The organism is Leuconostoc sp. C5 (genome assembly GCF_056530425.1).
In genome coordinates, this window is record NZ_CP134351.1 from 1828784 (window position 1) to 1851725 (window position 22942).

The window sequence follows — 22942 nt, forward strand, 5'->3', positions numbered from 1 at the left end:
TTTTATTGTTCGTAATTTAAATAATTGGTACTGAGCGCCTTCCGAGAAAAACAAATCAAAATCAAAAACTTTTATTACTCTTACAGTGTAACACATCCATAAAAATTAGCAAGTATTACGCATATTAATTTAAATCCTATGATGAAATCATTTACTATCTAGAGCTGCCTTAACTGCCTTAACCTGCATTTGCGCTGCTTTGTCAGGATCTTTTTGAGCTAATTCTGCTAATTGCTTTTGTTGTTCAGTAGCAGCAGCTTTTTCAGCATCTGTTTTAGGCGTCATTTTAGCAGATAGTGATTTTGCCTGAGTAGTTGTCAAGGCAATCCAGGTACTTGGTACTTGATAAATAGTACGTCGATGCTTCAAACTCTTATTATTATCAGCAATTCCAAACAATAATTTGTAAGTATTGTTTTTATAAACCCAACGTGTCGTTTTTGTGACCTTGTATGCTTTGTTTCCAGCGATACTTTCTCGTCTAGAAGTTGTTTTCAAATCTGGCTTTGCCACGAAAGTTTTCTTAGCATCGGAACTTGTTTTATAAATATAAACATTTTCTTTACCATTAGTTCCAACACCTTGATACAACAGCATACCAAATCCTTGATTAGCATCACCCGCTGTATAAATTTGCTGTTTTTTGGTCGTCGTAACTGCTTTCATACCATAATGATCGTGCATGTTTGCAACAATGCCAATCACAGAAATAATTAAACCGATAAACATAATCAGAGCGGTTAGCAAACGAATAACACGGTTTTCTAACATCATATTTGCTAAAAAGCCTAGCAGCGCAAATACTGCCATAATTAAAATAATCATTTTGACGCCTCCATCTTTGATGGTGTGTTTACCTTACCGCTGTGCAATGTAAATGCAATAATAACAGCTACAATGGCAAAGGATGCTGCCAGAAGAAATGAAGCATGAAAACCTTTCAACGTCGCATCAATCATTTTTTGTGCCCATTCTAACGGATCTTGCCCTTTTAAGGCAGATGATGGCTTATTATTATCTGTTACTGATTGCATCATTGAAGCCAAAATAGCTGTTCCTAGGGATGAAGCAATTTGACGCATTGTGTTGTTAGCTGCCGTTCCTTGTGCAGCAGTCTCTGGAGACAAAGCACCCATAGCTGATGCTGTTAGCGGCATCATAACCATGGCAATACCAAACATACGCAATGTGTAAAGTGCTGTGATATATATAGACGGCGTATCAGCGGTCATATAAAACAATGGTAGTGTGCCAATAATTAAAATAGTAAAACCAGTAATAGCTAAACGCTTAGCGCCATGCTTGTCATAGAATGCACCGGCTAATGGTGAAATAAGTCCCATCATTAATGCACCCGGTAATAATGTTAATCCTGAGTGCAAAGGCGTCATGCCACGAATATTTTGTAAGAAGATTGGCAGAATCATTTCAACCCCAATCATGGACATCATAGCTAAAGAAACCAAAATTGTCGTAATCGTGAACTGCCTATTTTTGAATACTGACATATCTAAGAATGGCTTATCCATTCTTGATTGATGCCACATAAATTCTGCAATAATTAAAATACCTGCTATTAATGGTAAGATAACCCAACCAAGGTCGCCCCAACCATGTGTTGATACCATGGCAAAACCGAATAGTAACAATCCAAACCCAAATGTCGATTCGATTAGTGAACGCACATTAAGAGAAATATTCCTAGTAGGTAAAACATCGTGGAATACAAAGAATGAGGCAATAATAACAATAATGACGACTGGTAAGTCAATTAGAAATATAGAGCGCCAAGAATTTTGTAACGTGAAACCCAGAAAAGTATGATCTTTCTCCAAAATCCACCCTGATAGTGTTGGTCCGATGGCAGGTGCCATACCAACAACTAGACCACCCAAGCCCATGGCTTTTCCACGTGACTCTGCATCAAACAGCGTCAAGGATACGACCTGCATCAGAGGCATCAAGACACCAACTGCCATTGCTTGTAATACACGTGCAACCATTAGTAACCAGAATGCATTTGTTGGTGTCATAAAGGCCAAAAAAGTTCCGGCTGTAAATAAGCTCAACGCTGATAAATAAAGCGTTTTTGTGGGAATTCTTGTCGTTAAGAAGGCTGAAACCGGCACCATAATACCGTTAGCCATTAAGAATATGGTCGTCAACCATTGTACGGTAGAGGCATTAACATCAAAAGCCTTCATCAGTGCTGGTTGTGCTGTTCCAAGTGAGGTCTGCATCAGCATCACCGAGAAGACACCAACCAATAAGACGAGCATCATAGCTAAGCGATTGACGCTTTTACCATGTGTATCTGTAATTGTATCTGACATGTGTAAATCCTTTCATTCGATTCCTGCTTTTTACAGAAAACACTTTGATACTATTTAACTTCAAATGCTTATTTTACGCTTTAACAAAAAATTGTCAACATAGTTGACAATAAATAACAGTTATTTTAATTCGATGTCAAAAATACGGTGTTGTTTATCAAAATGAACAATCATGTCAGCAAGTGATTTCGTGGGTAAAATATACTGATCCAGATTTTTTTGATTAGTGTTTTCCCAAACTTGCATAACTAACTGAGTAAATTCGTCGATCGGCATTTTGGCGTAATCATAACGCCAACTAGAGGGATCATCCTTGGCTAAAGCTGTGACCTCAAGCGTTCGGGATAGATACCATTCTTTGATATCTGCCAAATCAGCATCTATATATATTTTCAAATCAAAATGTTTGGGTGGTAACTGCAAAGCAACAACACCCTCAACGATTAGGATATTAGGTAATTCAATAATTTGTGTCTCGTTTGGATGAATATCCGCAAGTTCCTGTGTATAAACTGGAATATTGAGTGACTTTTCCCCCGCACGAAAGCGCGTGATAACTTTTTCCAACAGATCAAGATTGTATGTCTGTGGAAAACCTTTTTGATCAAATAGACCACGCTCATGGAGTTCATCATTAGACATTAAAAAGTCATCAGTGCTGATGACTGTTGTTTTGATATTCTGTTGGCTAAGCTTATCAGCCAAATCATGTGCAAATGTGCTTTTACCGACGGCCACAGAACCTGTAATACCAATAACCATAAATGGCGCAACGTACTTGCTTTTAATCAAATTATCTAGATCAATCATTATCGAACCTCATAGAGGTTTTTTGACACATTATTTAGTAGCGGTGTCGTAGCCCTTTCTGCAATAATTGTCAGGCGATGCATAGCTCGCGATGAAACAGTATACAATAGACGGCGTTCACTATCTTCCTTATACCGTGTTTTATCTGCATGCCATATGATAACGGCATCGAATTCTAGTCCCTTAGCAAGGTATGATGGCACGATAATAACACCTGGAGCTAGCCGCTGGTTTTCTGATTGAATCAAAGTAACTGTTTTGTCATTAAGCGTTTGTGACAAAGCTTTTGCATCGGCCAATGTTTTTGTAATGATTGCTGTTGATTCTTGTTCTTCAGTGTTTTCACGCAATTGATTTTCTAGCAATTTCAGTAGTTCGTTCTCGTCTTGCCCAATATAGACTACCGGTTTCTCACCATCTCGATTAAACGCGTCAATGTTTTGACCGTCTATCAAAATTTCTTTTGTAAAATCTGTAATTTGCTGTGTAGAACGATAGGTTTGCGTTAGTTGAACATTTTCAACACGCTCTGGCGCAAATAAAGTTGCAAAGTCTTCCCGTAAATGGCTAGCATTATCCTTTGTAAATATAGCTTGGTTCAAATCTCCTAAGACCGTGAACTTAGCCAGTGGAAAACTAAACTTCAAGAAGGCAAGTTGGAATGGTGTATAATCTTGAATCTCATCAATAAACAAAAAGCGAATATCACGTTCACCATGCTTCCCTGTGATTAAGTCATAAAGATATAAATAAATCGTTGTATCAGCGAGGGACATTTGATGATTCTTTAAATTGCTAATCACTTGTTCAACATGTTCACGCCACTCATCATTTGAGATGCCATACGCAGATAAATCAATATATTTGTGAGCTTCACGTAGAAAATCCACAAATTGCGCATTAATATTTAAAAAGCGACTACGTCTAATTTGTTGTGCCAAAGGTTTTAAGGCACGCGTTACGATTTGTTTAGCCAAGAACTTCCTTTCAGCTTTTTCACTAGAAAACTCACGTTCTTGCTCACCTTGACCAAGTTGCGTACGTCGTGTAACAGCCGCAGCATCAACCTCTTCATTATCCCCCATGCGCACACGACCGGCACCCACTAGTTCATCATATTCCTGCTTTGACAGATTTTCAATTTCAAGATCAACCCAATCTTTACGCATTTCTGTGCCAAGACGACTGCTCAATATTCGCATCAACGTATCTCGCGTTGCTTCCAAACGTTGGCTGAGTTTGTAGTTCTCATTGTATTGATAATAAATTTCAGCAATACGCTCTTTGGGAATCAATGGTTCATCACGAAACACAATACTACGTAACTTCATTCCACCACGATTTAAACTGTCAGCATATGCTGCGACAGCTTTGAACATCATTAAGCTACCTTTAGCAAGAGCAATTTTACTATCGGTTTTGTCAATTTCAAAGCGTTCTTGCAATGTTTCAACAGCAATTTTTGGTAAACGACGTGAAGCATATTGATAAAATGTCATCTGTACCATGTTTTGCTCGCCTAATTCGGGTAAAACTTGATCAATGTAGTCATTAAACAGTTGGTTTGGGCTAAACAAAATAACTTGTCCACTAGTTAGTTTTCCGCGGTAACGGTATAGCAAATAGGCAATACGTTGCAAAACAGCAGCTGTCTTACCTGATCCAGCTGCTCCTTGGACAAATAATAAATCGGCGCTTGTATTACGAATGATTTTATTTTGTTCTTTTTGGATGGTAGTGACGATTGATTTCATCTTCGTTGACGACTCACCATTCAGCGCGTTCATCAACATTGCATCACCAATCGCCTCTTCCGTATCAAACAAGGTTACAATGATACCATCTTCAATTTGAAATTGGCGTTTCAGCGTTACATGCGCCTTTTGCGAGCCATCAGGTGTCAAATATTCAACATCCCCAATACCACCATCATAATAAATTGATGCTACTGGTGCGCGCCAATCATAGACATAATAGTTGTTCTCATTATCGCTAAAAGAGCCAAGCCCAATATAAATTGTCTCTGCTTCGCCACTTTCACTGACTGATTCACTAAAATCTATACGCGCAAAATAAGGTTTTTTAATTTGCTTTGTTAATGTTTCAAATCTTGCTTCTGCTCGTGTTTTTGAACTTTCACGTTCAGCAAGCATTTGTTGCTGCTGACGTACTGACATGGCTGTTTCGACAATGCCAGAATAGGTGTCTGTTTTTAAACGTACATCTCCCCAGCTTTTTGATACATCATTAATATTCCGATTAGAACGCTTTATCTCAGCTTCGGTATCAATCAACGATTTTTTCATTTTCTTGAGGGTTTTGTTTAAATACTGCGTTTCAACTTGTTTAATTTTATCGTTCAAAATGCGTCTCACTCTCTTGATTTCAATGTAATAATTATACGCTTAGTAATTTCAAATGAACAGTAAAATGAATAATGAAAGTACGATACCATTCAAATAAAATAAAATATCGCATATAACTTCCGATAAAATAAAGTATAATTCAGTTGACAAACTAAATAATTAAGGATATGATTAACAAAAGTAGCTATCAAAGGTAATTACTTTTGTTAATCATATATCGGAGGAAGTATATGAAACCTATAAGCCACATCTTCTCAGAATTGTACGATAAAGTATTGTTGCAATACCAGCAACAGTCTGATAGCAACGAACGCTTTCCTAATCTGTCTTCAAATGATGAATATTACATTGATCTCCTATATACATTGGAAAATCCAACTGTAACTAGCTTTGCGGATAAGGCAAAAATATCCAAACCCGCTGCTACTCGAATCATTCATCGCTTTGTTGCAGAGAAATATTTAGTTAAACGACCATCAACAGTCGACAAACGGACATCATACTTAGAATTAAGTGCAGAAATGAAAATAAATTGCGAAAAAAATCGTCAATTATTTGATCAGGTTTTTCTAGATTCAATTTCTGTATTAACTCCTGAAGAACAAACAGTGTTACACAAGATTATGTTCAAGATTAACGAGAAAATATGAATCAAAAAAATATTGAACAGCGTAGTCTAGTCATTGGTTGTATATGGCTTTTTGCAATGGGGGTTGCAGCGCTTACAGCATATTTTTCAACACGACTAGAAGCATTATTTGTTGATGCATACTTTACTTTAATCACACTAACCACTGGTCTTTTATCTATTGTCATCTCAAAAATAAGTACACAAGTTAGCAAACGTTTTCCAAATGGTCTGTTCGTTTTGGAACCGCTATATGCATTTTTTCAGTCATTATTGACAATTGTACTATTGTTGATTTCATTAATGACTGTCAGCTCAAAAGCCTATCAATACTTTGTCTACAGCCACGGGCAACTTTTAAATTTTGCCCCTGTCATACCGTATGAGATTGTGATGGTTATTCTATCATTAACACTCTCATGGTTCTATCAATTACAAAACAAAAAAATCCACAATATCAGTACACTTCTATCAGCTGAAACAAAAGGAGCGATGATTGATGGTGTCATGTCAGCCGGAATTGGGGTCGCTGCATTTTTCATCCTATTCATTGATAAAAAGTCCCCATTAAGCTTTCTTTTATATACTGGAGATTCCTTTATTACAGTGATTATTTTTTTATTTATTATTAGAATCCCGTTGCGTATAATGAAAAATGCTTTGATTGAGATTAGCGGCGGCCTAACACAAGATCAAGGGATAAAATCATTCATTGAAAGAGCCATTCAAAGTCACCTAACAACCGATTTTTCAATTGATGATTGCAAAATCTATAAGGTTGGTATGTCTTTTAAAGCTTGTATATCTGTTAGCAGTCGAACAGATATGGTCGATACCAAAAAATTGACAACCTATAAAAAGAACATCTTAAATGACCTCTCTCGTAAAATTTCTTTCATAAATATTATCTTTATCTATTCAAACATTGGGGAAAAAAGTTAATTTTTATTTCTAAAAAGCTGCGGTTACGCAGTTTTTTGCATTCTATAAGAACCCTTTACATAACTTTGACGATATAACAATATCTATCAAATATACTAAAGTTATTAATTTGGAGGACAACATTATGCAATGGGCTGCTAGAACTACTAACGTGAAACTACCGAGTGAAAATCAAAGTACATTTGAGACCACAGACAGTGAAAAAAAAGTACTTACATTGCTACTAAGCATTGGATTCGTGACTTTATTGTTCGCTACATTTTTTGATAAAAATGTTACCTCTGCAGCAATGGACCAGAATTCTATATTTGGTAATATTTTCCAAAATTACGCTGATCAAGGCGCAGGAATTCTTTTATTCACTGCCTTTGAGATCATTGCCTGGACAATATGGCGACGCATTCAGGGAAACATTTTGAAATATGTTATGACAGGTGGCGCTTTGATATTTGCCTTTAATCAAATGCTAGCGATATTGCAAGATATGTTGAGTTACACGTATTCCATGCTCAATAATTTATCAAAAGGAATTCCCATGGGCGTTGCAAACAATACTTCGGCAGTGGCAAACTATCCTGAACCGCTTCGTTGGAGCGCAGCTATTATCTTAACAATATTACTGTCATTTGTATTCTTTAATTGGCTTAAAGATAAAAACAACGCCGCTATTAGCTATCTACTCAATGCTGCTTTAATCGGAATTGCCGTTGTTTTCATCGCACAAACAACAATCGGCGATATGAAAGCATTGTGGGGACGCGTTCGACCCTACGAAATGACAACCATTTCCGGAAACACAATGAGTGAATTTACACCTTGGTATCATTTGAACGGTGTGAATGGTCATAACTCTTTTCCTTCTGGTCACACAATGTCCGGCTGGTTATTTTTATACTTAACTTTCTTTGTTCCTCGAGGAAATATTAGTTTGCAAAAGAAAATGACAATTTTTGGGATTGCAATGGGTATTCTTACCGGTCTTAGTCGCGTACGGATTGGTGCACATTGGCTAAGTGATGTTACTGTGTCAAGCATATTAGTCGGTCTCATCATCTTCATGGCGAGTCGTTTATTAACAGCACATTTTGTTGAAACCCGCTCCTCGCTGAATTAAAATAATCGCTATTAAGAATCGCTATGAAAATAAATCACAGCAGTTCTTTTTATTTTCGCTCAAATAAAATTTTGTTATCCAATTGTATACTCGTACTTAAATACCCAAGTATCATTGACTTGTCCGAATGAAGTAAAAGACGACCTAGTGACTTCATTAAAGCCATTTTTCTGATAAAAAACACTGTTGATTGCTGTATTAGTAATCAAACATAGATCTTTACCACCTCTTTTTTCAACCATATCAATAATTTGTGATATCGTTCTTGAGCCTATTTTCTGGCCTTGATATTTTGGTGAAACAACCAATGTATCTATGTACCAAAAATTTCCAAATTCTTCGGGCATGACATCATCTGATTGAGATAGATTTTGCATGATACGTCCGGCTATTTTAGGAGAACATTTAAAAGGCAGTTGCCATCCACCAACCTTAACATACGTCCAAAAACTAATCTGGTGCTGTTGTGGTGCTTTCAAAATAAAGGAAGCAACTATCTCTGACCCTTCAACACAAACGAAACAATCTTCACGCCTAATATTCGCTAGCGTATTTAAATACAATAAAAAATATAGTGCTTGCTGTAATTGAGGCTTGTCAGTTGAGACATTAAATAGAGGATAATCATGGAAAGCATCATATGTCAATTTAGTAACATGATCCAAGTCTTCCAGTGTAGCTGTTCTAATAATCATTCTATTCTCCAATATTTTTAAAGTAAACTGTAGTTTATTATCTCATAAACCCAACAAAGTGTCGCCTTTAAAAATGAGATTATTGACAGAAAAACACTTTAGCGTAATAATAGCATTAATTAAACAACGTTTATTAATTGAGGGGAATTTTAAAACTATGCAAAAAGATGAAAAAGTTGAAACCATGTTGGATCAAATGAGTGTCGCCTTTTCTGATGAGGATGTTAAAAATCAACCAGAACTACGAGAAATGATTTTCAATTACGCACAGGAGTTGACTAAAACGCAAAATACCGGCTTAGTGGCTACTAAAATGGTTAAATCTCTTGTTCAATACTATTGGATAACAAAAACTCAATTACCCGAAGCAGCAATCGAACTTCATCATCAAATCAAAAGAGACGCCACAGTGTACGACAGCATCGCGATGTCTGCCATGCTGTTACCTGTATGGTTCTAATTGCTTGGGTCCATTTATCGTTAGCTTAAAATAAAAAAAGCTTCTATATAAATACTGACTGCTTGATCAGTTATGCATTTATACAGAGGCTTTTTTACGTTTTTAATTTTTTCATCAAAAAATAAATATTTAACCCCATTTTGTAACCAATTGTCCCCTTATTCGTTATATATATAACAGGAGAAAATAATGGAGATTAATCAATATGAAAACATAGTTCTAAATATTGCACAGGAAGTTGTTCGATTTTTAGTCAAAAAAGGCGCTAAGACACAGGATGCCGAAGATATTGCTCAAGACGTAATGGTTAAATTAATCGAAGCAAATATTGTTTTAGAAGAGAATAAACTACGGCCATGGATTTATAAAGTTGCGCTATCAAAATTTTATGACAAACATAGACGAAATAAAAGATATGATAACATCTTGCATGAACTATATAACCATACGGAAAAATCAAACACAGACTATACAAAGTTAAGTGATAATAAATTACCTTACGAAGTACTCAATCAACTCAGTCATTATCAATTACAGCTCATTTATTTAAAATACAATGAACTGCGTAGTATTGAATTCATTGCTAAGGAACTGCATTTTAGCCAAGCTAAAATTAAAATTGATTTATTTAGAACGAGAACGCATCTCAAAAAATTATTGGAGAAATATAAAAATGAATGATAATCAAACATTTGAAAAATTAATCAAAAAAACCAAAACAAAAAATACGCTCAAAGGCATACTTATTAGTTCTTTATCTACAATCATCGTGTTTCTTATCATTCTTGTCGGCGCAAATTTATTTGTATCCAATACTATGAGTAAGCAATTACAATTACAAAATCAAAAACTAAATATCGAAAATATCGCTTTTTCACCAAATATATTCACAACTCGACAACATACTACTGCCATCGCATGGACAAAATCAACAATAACTGAAACCCGGATTAAAAATATTGATGGCTATCATATCTACTATCCTGAAAAAACTTTACAATTTGGTCTATCTGGAACGCAGACTTTCTCCCGAGATGACGTTGATGTTTATAAAGCCAACCCTTCGATTATTGCTAAAAACACGAAAACACAAGAAAAAGAACCAATATTTTTTAGTCGTTCTGCTAAGTCAATATATAAAAATTCAAAAAAACCCACGTTATATACACCACCCACGCATGAAGCAAAAACATTATCTACAATGAAAAACACATTAGCAGAAGTAGCTTTAACATTTGATAAACCTTATTCTTATAGTGAAATAAAAAAAATGATTCCAGATAATGTCATGATTAATTATTATTGGGTAGGTTTCGGAAATAGTAATACATCAACAATAGCAAGCGCTGGCAATTATATCGGTTTGAATGCTAGCGATGATGGGAAAGGTTCTTTGCAGGAAGGTAGTACAAAAAAAAATACCTACACTGGCTACAAGGGATTGAAACAAGCGTTAACTGACTCAATATCCTTACAATTGGCGTCGCATATTTCCGACAAAAACTATATCTCATCAATTAAATCACAACTATCTTCAAACTTAAGCACCGCGAAATTCAGTGGTGTTATTGTCACTGGTAAAACTGATAATCTGAAAAGTCTAGATGATTTGAATTTCGTTTTTGCAAGCAATGTCGGATTAACAACACCAATTGTTCCTTATGAAACCCCATTGAAATAGATTACCTAAAATAATAAAAAGCACACAATTCTTTATTAAAAATTGCGTACTTTTATTAAAAATACATTAAGTAGCTATATAATAACTAAAAAGATGTAATAAATGTCAAAGTACCAAGCACAACTCCTGCTGTATTAGGAATAATCAATATATAATCCCTCTTAGGGTCATTAGTTAATCCATAAACAACCCAAAGCAAACAAGAAAAAGCTGCTACAATAGGCTGCCATGGCTGCCCTTTGTCACCGGATAAGTTTGCTATTATCTGTGGAATATAGGCTATAAAAACCATTGTTCCAATTAACGCTCCGATAGATCCAACAAAATTATGTATTCTATTTTTCATGTATTAGTATAACTCCTTGATATATTATACCATTGATTAAAAAAAAATTAGTAATTGACAATCGTTTGTAATGGAACCTAACCAAAAAACATCTTTCACAATGAAAGATGTTTTTTATGATTATTGTAATAATTGTTCGTCCGATTCAATGTGCTTTACTTTACCAGTAGAGTTGCGTGGTACATCAGGGTCGAAGAATATTTTTGTTGGTTGTTCTGGTTTAGATAAAATTTGTGTAGCATAGTTTTCAATTTATGCAGGATTCCTTTATCAAGAGTGACAATTATTAGGGACACTTCCGCGACTAATCATTGCCCAACCCGCCCAATAACACATATAAATAGTCATCCTCGTCTTATGGCAATTTTAATTTATATTGTTACTACTAAAAAACAATTACAATAAATTGAATCAACTTAATAATTATTGCAACAGTCTGTTATCTAAAATACACATAGCCTAATTAATACTCCGCAGATGGAAATTCAAAAAAAATTATTTAAGTGCTTGAATAATATCAGGAATCGTACCACCAAGAATTGCTAATATCGGTATAGCTGCCCACCAATAAGCCGCTGCAAACTCCCAGAAATTCATGTGCTCGCTTCTTCTACGAATATATTTTCCCTTACGTGGATCAAATACAAATTCACTTTTATCTATTTTATCCTCGATATTGTCCTCTTTTGGTTCAATGCCTAAAACAATCGTATCAAGCGAGCAATCAAATATTTCAGCCAACTTAATTAAGTTGCTCATATCTGGGGTTGCATCTCCAGACTCCCAACGAGAAACAGCTTGACGCGATATGTACAATTTTCCAGCAACATCTTCTTGAGACATATCCAAATTAGTGCGTAATTTTTTTAACTGTATCGGAAACTGTATCTCCATAATTTACTCTCCTAAGTGTATTTAATACCTTAATTATTCAACAGAATCTTGTAAAACGATAGCAATTAAATCAGTGAAAATAGCAATCTGCAACATAAAAATGCGCAAACACAGATTGCGTAAGATACATATTATACCTCGATAACAAGCATTAAGTAGGTTGCGCTTATTTTTTCAGGACTTTTGCCCAAAAGCCTTTCGATTTCTCTTTTTGCAATTCATTTTTTAAGTTATCAATTTCTGATACAAACTCAGAAGTGTCTGAAACTTCAAGATATTGCTGTTCTTTTACGTCAATTTTATGTTGTAAGTCAAGAGATAGCGTTTGTTGCTGGTCGAGTAATTTATGAAGTTGTTTAATTTGTTCATCTTTTGTCTTGAGTTGTTCTGACAAAGTCTTGACACTTTCTGAAACAGCATCAGAATGATTATTATCAACATTTTCAGGCATTGACTCGAGATTTTTTAGTTCTTCCTGTGTAAATTCACGCTGACTAGGATTGATGTTCCAAGCCTTTGCTCTCCTATAATACGTAGCTTTACTAATATCAAGTTTCTTAAGAATACTTGTTAATGTTTTGAATTCTACTTTTTCACTCTCAGCCATTGTCTGATACCTTTCTGATAAACATTGAATACTAACAGTATACCTTTATCTTGAAAAATAGGAAACAGAAAACAAAAAAGTCCCTTTAATAAAAAGCTTTAAAAAACTATCTACTTAAAAGTTCTAAACGCCGTTGTTCGAAAATGGATTAATTGAGTTGCGCGGTCCAAAATTTTTCTTGTCATACTTTAAATACTGATCCTCACTACCTATATTACTGCGATACAAAGTTGGTACTTGGTCCTTTGTAATTAATCGAGCACGTTTCACGTAGGATCCTTTATGCAACACAACAGCATAATTATATCCCTTAGGAATAGTTCCAACTTGAAACTTCAACCACTCTCCCGCACCAAAAATGTCACTATATACATAGGCATCTACTGGTTGGGACATATCCAAGACCACTTTTTTAGTCGTGGTTTTTCCATTCGCATCTGTGCTTTGTTGTGTTCCCCTAACTTTCTTAGTGGCAACTTTTTCAGGTAGCAGTGCGTAGCCATACGTTTCTTTTAGAAAGGGATTAAACCGGTCAATTAATTGATTTTGTGTCGCCCGCCCATAAGTTAATATAGCGATAAAAAATAAAAACGCACTTGCTAAAATAGCTAGTTGCCACACAATTTTCTTGTATCTTTTTCCCGCTGTCAGTTCCTTATTAATGCTATCAATCATATCTGTCCCCTCTTCTTTTAACGTTGTATCCAAAGAAAAACCTAAGTAATCACTCAACGTAACCAACATATCCAAACTCGGATAAGTATCATTATTCTCCCAATGTGACACCGTTTGCCGCGTAACATGCAATTCTGTGGACATTTGTTGTTGTGTTTTATTTAATGCTAATCTACATTCTTTTAATTTTTGACCGAGCTCCATGTCGCTTCCCCTTTCATAACAAACTTAAGTATACGAAATTGTCACGTAAAGATCGAGCAAGTATTCTTTAACATGTTGATATGAGGGCATTTCAATACAATGATAGATAAAAAGAATGTTCAACTCATATTGAGTTGAACACTCTTTAAATTAATTCTCGACGGTTAATTCTTCCAAAGTAACCGGTGCGTTAGTTAGTAATTTATAACCATCTTTCGTTATCAACACCGTGTCTGAATGTCGATAACCGCCTTGACCTTCAAAATAAATTGCTGGTTCCACCGATACAACCATATTTTCTTTCAAAACTGTGTCATTACCTAATGATAAAGTTGGCTCTTCATGGTTATTTAATCCGATGCCATGACCAGGTCGATGAAGAATGTTAGCCGTAAGATGCTGGTCAATAAGGTAATCTCGCACTTTTGTCTCTACTTCAGATGCCTTAACACCAGGTCGCAGCATATCGAGCATTATATTTCTAGCCGTCATCATCTGATTAAAGTGTAATTCTTCTTCTTTTGTTGGTTTCTCCATGAAGAAGGTACGTTCACATTCGGCAGCATAGCCCGCTAATCTAAACACAGCGACGTTAACATTTGGTCCATGATCAACTGTTGCCGCCATATCAGGAATACTATGGGGCATGAAACTATAAGTTGACGGCCATACACCGTTTGTTACTCTATTTGTGAGACTAAAATTATCCGCGATTTCTTTACCAACTACCTTAAACGGAAGGTTATAAAGGTCTATCACTTTGGAGTCGTTATTCACTTGGCCTAACGTTGCACGAACAACTCGACTACATACTCTTGCAGTCGTTGAAATTTTGTCAATTTCGTAAGCACTCTTTATTTCACGTAATTTTTTGATTATATCATTTGGTTGCCAATCTACTGTAGGTGCCTTTGCAGTTATTTCTAAAAGCGCATTACTTTCGATACCAATTTTATCCAACCCGTCAAACTTTTTTGTAACCACCTCGTACCAGTTTTGACCAACTTCAGACGTAACATCAAAATACGTTTGAATATCATAATCAAAATAGTCAACATCAATATGTGATTCTTCTAATTTTGGTACCAGCATTAAAGGTTTCTTATCTGGATAAATAATTAAGAAAAACGGCCGTTGCTCAGGGCTATAATCAATATTGGTCAGATACCATATGTCCTCTACATCTGTTACTGCGTATGCACTTAACTCTTTTTCTTGCAAGAATCTTTGGCAATTTTGGATGCGGTTATTTATTTCATCACTGAGTATACTCATAATTTCCTTTTTTTAAATATTAACTGTGCTTATAATTAATCTTCTTGATTTTTAATTGCTTGAACATATAGAAACCAATCATAATCAATGTAAAGGCAACAAATATGCCAAACATAACCATCACATCACTTTTAGCGGATCCACCAATCATCAACGTTTCTCGCAGTGCATTGACTGAATAAGTCATTGGCAAATATGGGTGTATGGCTTCAAAGAAACCATTTGACAATTGAATTGGATATGTTCCTGCGGAACCACCTAATTGAATAACCATCAAAATCATTGCCAGGAATGAACCAACTTTACCAAACCACAAGTTAAGGGATGTTACGACATTAATAAAGGTAAATGATACCAGAATCAGTACCCAGAAAGTTGCGACATAGTGAACTGGTTTGATGCCAATCATACTAATAGAAACAAAGTACATAATTGCTGCTTGCAGAAATGCGAATGGATAAAGCACAGACATTTTGCTTGCCCACCAACTAATAGCCTTTTTAGGATACTTTAGAGGTGTCACTAAATCAAACATCAAGTTAAAGGCAACGGCACCAACGAACAATGCCACTGACAACATATAAGGTGCCATAGCTGTACCATTATTAGGAACTTTGTCTTTTTCCACATGCTTGGTGCTTGCTGGGGTAGCTAATTGATTATAGGTTAACTTATTTGAGTTAATTTTATTAACTTTGTTGTTTGCTTGACCTAGCTTGTCAGCAAGCGTTGCATTCCCATCTTTAACTTTCGTCAGCCCATCACCAAGTTTTGCTGAACCATCAGCCAACTTAGCACTGCCATCTGCTATCTTTGTGGCACCACTAGCTAATTGAGTCGACCCGCTTAACAACTTGCTGTTATTAGCAGCCAATTTATCCAGTCCTGACGTTAACTGACTACTTCCTGACGATAACTTTGACGTTGCTGAACCTAAAGCAGGCATCTTTTCATTTAGTGATGATAAGCCGCTGCTAATTTTTTGGGATCCAGCATTTAACTTATCACTGTTTTGTGACAACTTTTGGGTACCATCGCTCAGCTTAGAACTACCGCTAGCTAAGCTTTCAATACCACTAGTGAGTGAGGGTACATTCGTATTAAGTTGTTCAAGCCCCTCTTGTAGCTGTGTTGAACCACTAATTAACTGTGCTGATTTCCCGCTCAGTTGTGACAGCCCACTAGTTAATTTTGTTGCCCCAGTACTTAATTGCGCAGTTGAATCACCGACCTTATTAAGTGAGCCAACCAAACTGCTTATGCCACCATACAGCGTTTTTGTATCGTCACTAGTCCCATAACTAGTGTTTAGTGTATTCACAGCTGCTTTTAACTGTGACATACTTGTGTTACTTGATTTAATTAATGTGGTTAAGTTAGTCTGTAATTCACTTAAATTTGTTGTTGCTGATTTGAGTGAATCATTAATGTCATCTGTTGGTAATAGTGCCGTTTCTAATGCACTGACTTGCGTGTCAGTTAGCTTTTGTGTTTTAGCCACAGATTCGATTTTGCTTTGCGTACCGCTGATATAATTGCTAATCGTAGTAACGTTTGCTGCAAGACTACTCATACTACTTGTTAATTTAGTAATTTGCTCAGTATTTTGATTACTGTTGTCCAACGAGGTCTTCAACTGGTTCAAGCCTGTCTGAAAACTTTGCAGCCCTGTTTGCAATTGCGTCATTTTGTTTTTGGCGTCGTCACTATTTAAAGCTTCATTCATTTGTGTCAAGCCATCGGAAACTTTTTGGCTTCCTTTATACGCTTCGTCTGTTCCGGTTGTGTATGCACTAACGCCTTTGGTCAAAGAACTCGATCCGTTAGTTAATTTATTCACCCCAGTAGCTAAATTACTACTACCACGAGCTAATTTTTGCGCACCAGTATTAAGAGCATTGGCACCAGTATTGAGTTGACTCACACCTGCTGTATATTGCTGCAAACCACTGTTTAAACTCGATGATCCTGTAGATAATTGTGAAACACCATTACTTAACGTAGGCATTTTTTCACCTAATTGTCCCAAACCAGCAGTTAACTTTGAGCTTCCTGCATCAAGTTGACTCACACCACTAAAGTATTGTGATAACCCGTCTGTCAGTGTATTCGTACCATTACTGAAAGTTAAACCACTTGAAGCAAGTGTCCGTAGATTTGTTGTGACCGTCTGATTTCCAGATTGTAATTGTTCAGTTCCATCTACTAACTTTTTGTTACCGTTAGCCGCTGTGCCCATACCATTGCCTAACGTTTTAATTTGTTTAAACAATGTCTCAGCATAGGTCTTTGTCACTTGTTTGGAAATTGTGTTTGTAATGCTTTCAGCCGCTGATTTTGAAAACTTTCCAGCGATAAAACTGTGCCCTGAGCTTGTTGTATAGTGAATTAACATCTTTTTGGGATGCGCGTCCAGTAATGTTGTCGCATTTTTAGAAAAGTTCTTTGGAATTGTCATGACCATATAGTACTTGCCATTGGACAATCCTTTTTTAGCTTCTTTTTGCGATGGAAAACTAAACTTCATCGCATCTGAATCCGCTAAATTATCTTTTAACTTAGCTCCTACTGCTAATTTATTTCCTTGGTAATGCACAGATTTGTCTTCATTGATAACTGCCACGGGCAAATCTTTAATTTTGCCATAAGGATCCCACATCGATTTCAGAAACCCAATCGCATAAATTGACGGAATCAACACAATAGCAATTAGAACAACCACCATAAATTTATTTTTCCATATTTTTTTCCATTCTATTCCGAGCATGTTACTCCCCTTTTTTTAACAACGTGTTGCTTTTTTTGTAGCTATAGTTTATATTAGCATTGGTTATATATAAATCAATGTACAAGTACTAAGGGATTTGTCTAATTTTATGAGGAGAATAGTATGAATCGGCAGGAAAAAAATAAATTAACACAGCAACGAATTATGGACGCTTTCGTGAAATTAGTGAGCGAAAAAGGCTTCAATAACTTAACCGTCTCCAACATCACACGAACAGCAAAACTAAGTCGTGGCACTTTTTATATTTATTATCTTGATAAATACGATGTATTAGAAAAAATTGAGACCTATTTACTAACTAATATGGAAAAACTAATGCAAATTAATATAGATAAGACAATATCTTGGCTAGACGATGTTGATAATAATAAACTATCGGCTGAGTTAGATACCTATTCACCGTATCGTAGTTTCATTCAGTCTTTTGATTTTCTCGATAAAAACCGTTTTACGCTTAAGACACTCCTCTCTAAGAATGGTGATTCACAATTTGTTTACAAGTTACGTCATTTGATTGATGAACAAATTGACTCACATTACAAAAATATTTTTAAAGATGGTAATGAAGTTATTCCCAGTGACTATACACATGATCTATTAATTAGTTCGCTCATTAGCATTATTGGTCATTGGTTACAAAAAGATGACCCTGAATCTCCAGCTGAAATTGCCGAAATTTTGATTAGAAGTCGTATACTGGCTGCTTACCAGGTAAAATAATTTTTGTAACACAAATCAAGTCTCAGTCATTTTTCCCTAAAGTGACAATGACACCGCAATTAATAAAACAAAGAGAATATGTGACTAGCATATTCTCTTTGTTTTATATTTATTTTTTCAAAATCAATGACACGAATTATAAGCTTAGCTCGACGAAATCGTACGTTTAATGGTTAGCAACAGTTTTTCTAGTTTTACTAAATCATTAATGGCAGTTATCGATACTCTAATAAAATAGTCGTTATTTGATTTCCAACCACCTGCTTGAAACTGCGGGCTGTACAATACATGTATTCCTAGCTTGTCCAGACGCTCTTTCACTTGTTTAATATTAATTGCAGAATCTATCTTAACCCATTGAAATGGACTTAACGGCGCCTTTGTTTCAAAGATGTTCTCAAATAAAGTTAAACTAGTTTTTATCTGCTTCATTTGGCTATCAATTATCTTTAAAACAAAGTCATGGTTAATTAAATGCTTAATAATTTCAAAATCTAAGGTTGGTTCCTGTAAATTAAGATTTGTGAATGAATGCTTTATTTTCTGCTCAAACTTTTTATTAAACAATATCAGCGCTACGCGAATTCCTGGAGCAACTATTTTAGAGAAACTAGATAAGTAGATTGTATGACTCGGTGCCAAGTTAATTATGGCTTTCGTTTTTTCAACATCCAAGTATCGTAAGTAATCATCTTCGATGATTAAAAAATTATGGCTAATGCTTAGCGATGCTAACTTTTCGCGCCGCGTAATAGACATGGCAACATTAGTGGGATTCGACCGAAAAGGCATGACATAAACACCAGCAACTACATGCGTTGTCAACATGTCTTCCAACTGATCAAGCTTCATCCCCTCGTCATCTTGTGAAATTGACAATAACTTAATATGTAACGTTTTAGCTAATTCAATAAAATTAGAATATGTGAAGTCATCCACAACTATAGTGTCTGAAGGTTTGAATAAAGCTGTTAAAATGATGGCAAGTGCGTTCTGCCCGCCATTTGTTATTAGACTGACCATATCGTCAGATACATCTATTTTTAAATATTCAAACCATTTTTGTGTTGCCCTAGCATAACTCTCATCTAAGGATGAATTTGTGAAATACCGTAGTAACTTTTTAACGGGAATATTTTTAATAGCTTCTTTCACATAAAATTCTGCTGAACTATTTTCAACTGAAGTTACATTCAAAATACCTAAATCATTTACGCCTTCTTTTCCTTGAATAGTATGATCAGAAATGCCATTAGGCGATATAAAAGTACCTCGCCCTTTTTCGGTATATAATAAGCCATTTTTCAAACCAAGATCATAGGCATGTGTCACTGTGGTGAAGTGAATATCCAAAAAATATGACAATTCACGTTGCGAGGGTAACTGGTCGTGTGGCTTAAGGACACCCGTCAGAATATCATCATATAAGGATTGATAAATACTTTTATAGAAAGGTTTCTCAAGTGGTAACTTGCTCGGTACCCATGACAATTCATAATCATTCACCCCGTTCAGCCTCCTAAATAAAATTTATCAACATCAACACCTGTAACCACTAAAATATCTGTTCATTAAAAATCAGTATACACTAATCTATGCACAATAAAAATTATATGGCATACAATTTTTTTATTGTATGCTTATTTAATTACTGGTAGCCTTATACTTATAAATTGTCCATTGAGAGAGTGAGGTTACATTGAATGATGAATAAGTTATCAAAGAGTGTGCAAGCAATTATATTAGGCGTGATAGCGGCTTTTTTCTTCTCTCTTACATTTATATTTAATGAAGTTATTGCTAATAAAAATGGGTTTTGGCTCTGGTCTGCCTCCTTACGATATTTATGGATGCTGCCGATGCTTGCTTTGATATTCATTCCATTGGGCGGATCCTTTAGGCGAGTTAACCAATCAATACGCAAACAGCCTCTATCTTGGTGGGTCTGGAGCCACTTCTGTTTTGTTCTATTTTATGTTCCGTTATGCCTAGCTAGTACTTATCTGCCTGGTTGGCTAATCGCCAGTGTTTGGCAGGTAACTATTGTTTGTGGTGTTTTAACAACGCCTTTACTAAATATCGGTAAGCCTTCAAAAAAGATTCCTTTTCCTTGGCAAAGTTTACCTTGGATGTTCACTATTCTTTTAGGTGTCTTCCTAACTATCCTCCAGTACTTGGGTGCCATTCGCATTTCTAACCAAATATACTTATCAATACTAGCGATAGTGGTTGCGGCTATTTGTTATCCACTTGGGAACCGAAAAGTTATGATGACTGCGCCAAAAGTTACCGGTCTCGAAAGAATGTGGGGCATGCTACTGTGTACCTACCCAACATGGATTTTCTTGGCGTTTGTTAGTTTCTATATTAGTGGTGCCCCTAGTGCCAAAACAATGGTGTCTACTCTTTTAGTGGCACTATTTTCTGGTATTATAGCGACCGCTATATTTTTTCATGCAACTTCCTTAGTATTCCGAGAAATCAAATCGTTATCGAAGGTTGAAGCTACTCAAGCGATGGAACTCGTTTTTTCCATCCTATTAAGTGCAATCTTTCTCCATCACCCCTTTTCACTCAGTTGGGAACTCGTAGGTGTCCTAGTAATTATAGTAGGCATACTGGGAATTAGTTTGCGTAAGTAATCTTCCCGAGTCATCAACCACAGCGCTTATTTTATCAAAACGCAATAGTAAACGATGGCGTTTTAGTTCAACATATAGCCGCTATTCGAATCAAAATAGTGGACACTACCGTCCTTGAATTTAATAGAATAGCCCTTTACTTGTGTACCATCAGATTTAAAATAATAGGTATGCCCGTCAATAATCTGCTTACCTGTTAAAGGTACCCCATTGCTGTCTAAGTACTTCCAAGTGCCATCATTCATTTCTACAAAACGATTCTTAATCGTACTAGTTGCTTGCGACTGATTAGTATCAGTTATACCAAAAGGATATAATACGGCTGAAAAACTTTTTTCGGAATTTGTACTATTAATTGTAGCAGTTAGTTCTGTTGCACGTGTACTGCTAATTAAGTTACCCGCAAAACATCCAGAACCAACCCTTTGAATATTAGATGGTAATATTATATTTGTCATTTGATTATCAATGAAGGTACCATCCCCCATTGTTTTCAAAGTGTTTGGCAAATTGATACTAGTAAGCTGATTACTAGCAAACACAAAATCATTCAATGCTGTCAGACTATTATTTGGTAAATTAACTTTTGCTATATTGTTTGACGCAAATGCGTACCAGCCAATACCGGATATATCAGCATTTAAGCTGTTTGGTAAAGTTAATGTGTTTGAAATTTGGTTATCATAGAAAGCAAAGTTACCAATCTGTTTCAGATTTGTTGCTTTGGAGAAATCTACGCCCGTAATGCCTAGTGATTTAAACGCATTAGCAGCAACCTTTGTCACATTCGTGGGAATAACAATAGTTTTACCTAGTGTGGCGACTCCTGATTTAACACCTGTCACTATTGTGGAATTATTGCGATCATAAGTAAAACTTTGTGGGTTGCTTATGCTACCAGATACTCCTTTCCCATAAGATTGATGCTTCAATGCATATTGCTTAGCAACGGCATCCGCTTGTCCAGTATTTTGTCCAAAAGTTTCATAACCATACCAGCGAACCGGATGATTACCGCTACTATCTAATACATTATTGGACAACACCGCAACATGTGAGGCTTGATTTCCATAGAAAGCTCCGGAGCCAACACTTAAGCTATTCGTATTTTTTATCGTTGTTAGATCAACCGTCTTTAAGCGATCACCGGCAAATGTCCAATCACCAATTGATGTAATTGTTGCTGGAAAGGTGACCGATGTCAGATTAGTATTTTTGGCAAAGGCACCATCGTTAATATGTGTCACACCGCTAGCAAACGTGACTGAGCTGATCGCGTTGTCATAGAAAATATACCATCCTAAATTATTATCATTTAGATTAGGATACTGCACAGCTGTTAAACGATTTTTAGCAAAAGCAAAATCTCCGATAGATTTTAGGTTAGTTGCTGAACTAAAATCAACACTCGTAATGCCTTGATTGTAAAAAGCAGTGCTAGCAATACTGGTAACATTATTAGGAATCACAACCTTTGCACCTGTATGTTGTGATGAATTGTCCGAAAAACCATACAAGACTCCATTTTTTATTTTGAGAGACGGCTGTGGCACACCATCAGCATGAACGATCGTGCTATTGATACACAATGCACCACCAACAATCAACATAATAAACATCATTCTGATCAAAAGATATTTGCTCCCAGTTTCTCTAACCGCGTCATCGTTATACATCATACATTGATTCCTCCTCTACCCATTCCGTACTGCAATAAAACTCCTTCACAACATGTTTTACGATAGAAAACTGACTAAGCACT

Annotated in this window: 21 protein-coding genes; 8 read left to right on the plus strand and 13 right to left on the minus strand. The window is 35.8% G+C overall.

Going from position 1 to position 22942, the window contains the following annotated elements; genetic code table 11:
• Positions 1–147 precede the first annotated feature (147 nt).
• From RHP56_RS09315 to helD, 4 genes are all read right to left on the minus strand, one after another.
• Positions 148–825, minus strand: coding sequence for a DUF4811 domain-containing protein (locus RHP56_RS09315; protein WP_102753551.1), 678 nt, complete (start codon positions 823–825; stop codon positions 148–150).
• Positions 822–2333 carry an MDR family MFS transporter gene (locus RHP56_RS09320; RefSeq protein ID WP_011680440.1) on the minus strand — a complete coding sequence of 504 codons (1512 nt, stop codon included), beginning with the start codon at positions 2331–2333 and terminating at the stop codon, positions 822–824. The genes RHP56_RS09315 and RHP56_RS09320 overlap by 4 nt, the downstream gene beginning before the upstream one ends.
• 120 nt (positions 2334–2453) lie before the next feature.
• The gene (locus RHP56_RS09325; RefSeq protein WP_010284953.1) at positions 2454–3143 is read right to left on the minus strand and encodes a nucleoside/nucleotide kinase family protein; all 690 of its coding nucleotides are present in this window, start codon (positions 3141–3143) and stop codon (positions 2454–2456) included.
• Positions 3143–5506: an RNA polymerase recycling motor HelD gene (gene helD, locus RHP56_RS09330; RefSeq protein ID WP_102753550.1), complete on the minus strand. Its 2364-nt coding sequence runs from the start codon at positions 5504–5506 to the stop codon at positions 3143–3145. Before helD ends, RHP56_RS09325 begins: the two co-directional genes overlap by 1 nt.
• A gap of 233 nt (positions 5507–5739) precedes the next feature.
• On the opposite strand from helD, the gene RHP56_RS09335 reads away from it, so the two are divergent.
• The 3 genes from RHP56_RS09335 to RHP56_RS09345 all read left to right on the plus strand — a co-directional run bounded on the left by RHP56_RS09335 (position 5740) and on the right by RHP56_RS09345 (position 8193).
• A complete protein-coding gene (locus RHP56_RS09335; protein WP_011680442.1) occupies positions 5740–6159 on the plus strand; it encodes a MarR family winged helix-turn-helix transcriptional regulator in 420 nt (139 codons plus the stop codon).
• Positions 6156–7079 (plus strand): cation efflux transmembrane domain-containing protein, encoded by a 924-nt coding sequence (locus tag RHP56_RS09340; RefSeq protein WP_462794693.1) that lies wholly within the window; start codon positions 6156–6158, stop codon positions 7077–7079. The genes RHP56_RS09335 and RHP56_RS09340 overlap by 4 nt, the downstream gene beginning before the upstream one ends.
• Positions 7080–7203: 124 nt before the next feature.
• Entirely contained in the window at positions 7204–8193 is a 990-nt protein-coding gene (locus RHP56_RS09345; protein WP_102753548.1) for a phosphatase PAP2 family protein, read from the plus strand.
• Between the two features lie 74 nt (positions 8194–8267).
• Here RHP56_RS09345 and RHP56_RS09350 read toward each other — a convergent pair whose 3' ends face one another.
• Positions 8268–8888: a GNAT family N-acetyltransferase gene (locus RHP56_RS09350; protein WP_102753547.1), complete on the minus strand. Its 621-nt coding sequence runs from the start codon at positions 8886–8888 to the stop codon at positions 8268–8270.
• A 157-nt stretch (positions 8889–9045) separates the two neighbouring features.
• Between RHP56_RS09350 and RHP56_RS09355 the strand changes: the two genes are divergently transcribed.
• From RHP56_RS09355 to RHP56_RS09365, 3 genes are all read left to right on the plus strand, one after another.
• Complete coding sequence (locus RHP56_RS09355; protein ID WP_050891928.1) at positions 9046–9348, plus strand: bacteriocin immunity protein; 303 nt, start codon at positions 9046–9048, stop codon at positions 9346–9348.
• Between the two features lie 189 nt (positions 9349–9537).
• A complete protein-coding gene (locus tag RHP56_RS09360) occupies positions 9538–10029 on the plus strand; it encodes an RNA polymerase sigma factor (RefSeq protein ID WP_102753726.1) in 492 nt (163 codons plus the stop codon).
• The gene (locus RHP56_RS09365) at positions 10022–11029 is read left to right on the plus strand and encodes an anti sigma factor C-terminal domain-containing protein (protein ID WP_180970320.1); all 1008 of its coding nucleotides are present in this window, start codon (positions 10022–10024) and stop codon (positions 11027–11029) included. Before RHP56_RS09360 ends, RHP56_RS09365 begins: the two co-directional genes overlap by 8 nt.
• 85 nt (positions 11030–11114) lie before the next feature.
• Here the strand turns inward: RHP56_RS09365 and RHP56_RS09370 are convergent, their stop codons facing one another.
• The 6 genes from RHP56_RS09370 to RHP56_RS09395 all read right to left on the minus strand — a co-directional run bounded on the left by RHP56_RS09370 (position 11115) and on the right by RHP56_RS09395 (position 17797).
• A complete protein-coding gene (locus RHP56_RS09370; protein WP_014325152.1) occupies positions 11115–11375 on the minus strand; it encodes a SemiSWEET family transporter in 261 nt (86 codons plus the stop codon).
• A 495-nt stretch (positions 11376–11870) separates the two neighbouring features.
• Positions 11871–12269, minus strand: a complete 399-nt coding sequence (locus RHP56_RS09375; protein WP_180970319.1) for a helix-turn-helix transcriptional regulator — start codon at positions 12267–12269, stop codon at positions 11871–11873.
• 166 nt (positions 12270–12435) lie between these two features.
• The gene (locus RHP56_RS09380; RefSeq protein ID WP_042250607.1) at positions 12436–12876 is read right to left on the minus strand and encodes a hypothetical protein; all 441 of its coding nucleotides are present in this window, start codon (positions 12874–12876) and stop codon (positions 12436–12438) included.
• Positions 12877–12999: 123 nt separating this feature from the next.
• On the minus strand, positions 13000–13755 hold the full coding sequence (locus RHP56_RS09385) for a helix-turn-helix transcriptional regulator (RefSeq protein WP_257999870.1): 756 nt from the start codon (positions 13753–13755) through the stop codon (positions 13000–13002).
• Between the two features lie 150 nt (positions 13756–13905).
• Positions 13906–15030 (minus strand): M24 family metallopeptidase, encoded by a 1125-nt coding sequence (locus RHP56_RS09390; protein WP_011680447.1) that lies wholly within the window; start codon positions 15028–15030, stop codon positions 13906–13908.
• 19 nt (positions 15031–15049) lie between these two features.
• Entirely contained in the window at positions 15050–17797 is a 2748-nt protein-coding gene (locus RHP56_RS09395) for a YhgE/Pip domain-containing protein (RefSeq protein ID WP_102753724.1), read from the minus strand.
• Between the two features lie 123 nt (positions 17798–17920).
• Here RHP56_RS09395 and RHP56_RS09400 point away from each other — a divergent pair, with 123 nt between their 5' ends.
• Positions 17921–18538: a TetR/AcrR family transcriptional regulator gene (locus RHP56_RS09400; protein ID WP_010292026.1), complete on the plus strand. Its 618-nt coding sequence runs from the start codon at positions 17921–17923 to the stop codon at positions 18536–18538.
• 144 nt (positions 18539–18682) lie between these two features.
• On the opposite strand, the gene RHP56_RS09405 is transcribed toward RHP56_RS09400, so the two are convergent.
• The gene (locus tag RHP56_RS09405; RefSeq protein ID WP_102753692.1) at positions 18683–20044 is read right to left on the minus strand and encodes an aminotransferase-like domain-containing protein; all 1362 of its coding nucleotides are present in this window, start codon (positions 20042–20044) and stop codon (positions 18683–18685) included.
• 197 nt (positions 20045–20241) lie between these two features.
• Between RHP56_RS09405 and RHP56_RS09410 the strand changes: the two genes are divergently transcribed.
• Positions 20242–21180: a multidrug resistance efflux transporter family protein gene (locus tag RHP56_RS09410; RefSeq protein WP_059442613.1), complete on the plus strand. Its 939-nt coding sequence runs from the start codon at positions 20242–20244 to the stop codon at positions 21178–21180.
• Between the two features lie 62 nt (positions 21181–21242).
• Here the strand turns inward: RHP56_RS09410 and RHP56_RS09415 are convergent, their stop codons facing one another.
• A complete protein-coding gene (locus tag RHP56_RS09415; protein WP_102753693.1) occupies positions 21243–22859 on the minus strand; it encodes a leucine-rich repeat protein in 1617 nt (538 codons plus the stop codon).
• Positions 22860–22942: the final 83 nt, after the last annotated feature.